This is a genomic window from Pantoea sp. B65, assembly GCF_047308185.1.
In the GTDB taxonomy this organism is placed as follows: domain Bacteria; phylum Pseudomonadota; class Gammaproteobacteria; order Enterobacterales; family Enterobacteriaceae; genus Erwinia.
Genome location: NZ_JAHXPU010000004.1, coordinates 1 through 2,630, shown reverse-complemented (window position 1 = coordinate 2,630; position 2,630 = coordinate 1). Strand labels below are relative to the sequence as shown.

Sequence of the window (2,630 nt, the reverse complement as noted above, 5' to 3'; positions counted from 1 at the left end):
AAGGGTCAGGGAGAACTCATCTCGAGGCAAGTTTCGCGCTTAGATGCTTTCAGCGCTTATCTTTTCCGCATTTAGCTACCGGGCAATGCCATTGGCATGACAACCCGAACACCAGTGATGCGTCCACTCCGGTCCTCTCGTACTAGGAGCAGCCCCTCTCAGTTCTCCAGCGCCCACGGCAGATAGGGACCGAACTGTCTCACGACGTTCTAAACCCAGCTCGCGTACCACTTTAAATGGCGAACAGCCATACCCTTGGGACCTACTTCAGCCCCAGGATGTGATGAGCCGACATCGAGGTGCCAAACACCGCCGTCGATATGAACTCTTGGGCGGTATCAGCCTGTTATCCCCGGAGTACCTTTTATCCGTTGAGCGATGGCCCTTCCATTCAGAACCACCGGATCACTATGACCTGCTTTCGCACCTGCTCGAGCCGTCACTCTCGCAGTCAAGCCAGCTTATGCCATTGCACTAACCTCACGATGTCCGACCGTGATTAGCTGACCTTCGTGCTCCTCCGTTACTCTTTAGGAGGAGACCGCCCCAGTCAAACTACCCACCAGACACTGTCCTCAGCCCGGATCACGGGCCCAAGTTAGAACATCAAACATTAAAGGGTGGTATTTCAAGGTTGGCTCCACGCAGACTGGCGTCCACGCTTCAAAGCCTCCCACCTATCCTACACATCAAGGCTCAATGTTCAGTGTCAAGCTGTAGTAAAGGTTCACGGGGTCTTTCCGTCTTGCCGCGGGTACACTGCATCTTCACAGCGAGTTCAATTTCACTGAGTCTCGGGTGGAGACAGCCTGGCCATCATTACGCCATTCGTGCAGGTCGGAACTTACCCGACAAGGAATTTCGCTACCTTAGGACCGTTATAGTTACGGCCGCCGTTTACCGGGGCTTCGATCAAGAGCTTCTCCTTGCGGATAACCCCATCAATTAACCTTCCGGCACCGGGCAGGCGTCACACCGTATACGTCCACTTTCGTGTTTGCACAGTGCTGTGTTTTTAATAAACAGTTGCAGCCAGCTGGTATCTTCGACTGGCTTCAGCTCCGCGAGCAAGTCGCTTCACCTACGCGCCAGCGTGCCTTCTCCCGAAGTTACGGCACCATTTTGCCTAGTTCCTTCACCCGAGTTCTCTCAAGCGCCTTGGTATTCTCTACCTGACCACCTGTGTCGGTTTGGGGTACGATTCTGTGTTACCTGATGCTTAGAGGCTTTTCCTGGAAGCAGGGCATTTGTCACTTCAGCACCGTAGTGCCTCGTCATCACGCCTCAGCCTTAAAGCGTTCCGGATTTGCCTGGAACGCAAGCCTACACGCTTAAACCGGGACAACCGTCGCCCGGCTGACATAGCCTTCTCCGTCCCCCCTTCGCAGTAACACCGAGTACAGGAATATTAACCTGTTTCCCATCGACTACGCTTTTCAGCCTCGCCTTAGGGGTCGACTCACCCTGCCCCGATTAACGTTGGACAGGAACCCTTGGTCTTCCGGCGAGCGGGCTTTTCACCCGCTTTATCGTTACTTATGTCAGCATTCGCACTTCTGATACCTCCAGCAGACCTCACAGTCCACCTTCAACGGCTTACAGAACGCTCCCCTACCCAACAACACTTACGTGTCGCTGCCGCAGCTTCGGTGCATGGTTTAGCCCCGTTACATCTTCCGCGCAGGCCGACTCGACCAGTGAGCTATTACGCTTTCTTTAAATGATGGCTGCTTCTAAGCCAACATCCTGGCTGTCTGGGCCTTCCCACATCGTTTCCCACTTAACCATGACTTTGGGACCTTAGCTGGCGGTCTGGGTTGTTTCCCTCTTCACGACGGACGTTAGCACCCGCCGTGTGTCTCCCGTGATAACATTCTCCGGTATTCGCAGTTTGCATCGGGTTGGTAAGCCGGGATGGCCCCCTAGCCGAAACAGTGCTCTACCCCCGGAGATGAATTCACGAGGCGCTACCTAAATAGCTTTCGGGGAGAACCAGCTATCTCCCGGTTTGATTGGCCTTTCACCCCCAGCCACAAGTCATCCGCTAATTTTTCAACATTAGTCGGTTCGGTCCTCCAGTTAGTGTTACCCAACCTTCAACCTGCCCATGGCTAGATCACCGGGTTTCGGGTCTATACCCTGCAACTTAACGCCCAGTTAAGACTCGGTTTCCCTGCGGCTCCCCTATACGGTTAACCTTGCTACAGAATATAAGTCGCTGACCCATTATACAAAAGGTACGCAGTCACCCCCATAAAGAGGGCTCCCACTGCTTGTACGTACACGGTTTCAGGTTCTGTTTCACTCCCCTCGCCGGGGTTCTTTTCGCCTTTCCCTCACGGTACTGGTTCACTATCGGTCAGTCAGGAGTATTTAGCCTTGGAGGATGGTCCCCCCATATTCAGACAGGATGTCACGTGTCCCGCCCTACTCATCGAACTCACAGCAAGTGCATCTTCGTGTACGGGAGTATCACCCTGTACCCTGCGACTTTCCAGACGCTTCCACTGATGCACAAACTGATTCAGGTTCTGGGCTGTTCCCCGTTCGCTCGCCGCTACTGGGGGAATCTCGGTTGATTTCTTTTCCTCTGGGTACTTAGATGTTTCAGTTCCCCAGGTTCGCCTCAT

At 53.8% G+C, this 2,630-nt stretch carries 1 rRNA gene; it reads right to left on the bottom strand.

The window, feature by feature from the left end:
• Nucleotides 1-2,630, bottom strand: a 23S ribosomal RNA gene (locus JWF83_RS00030); the annotation flags it as partial.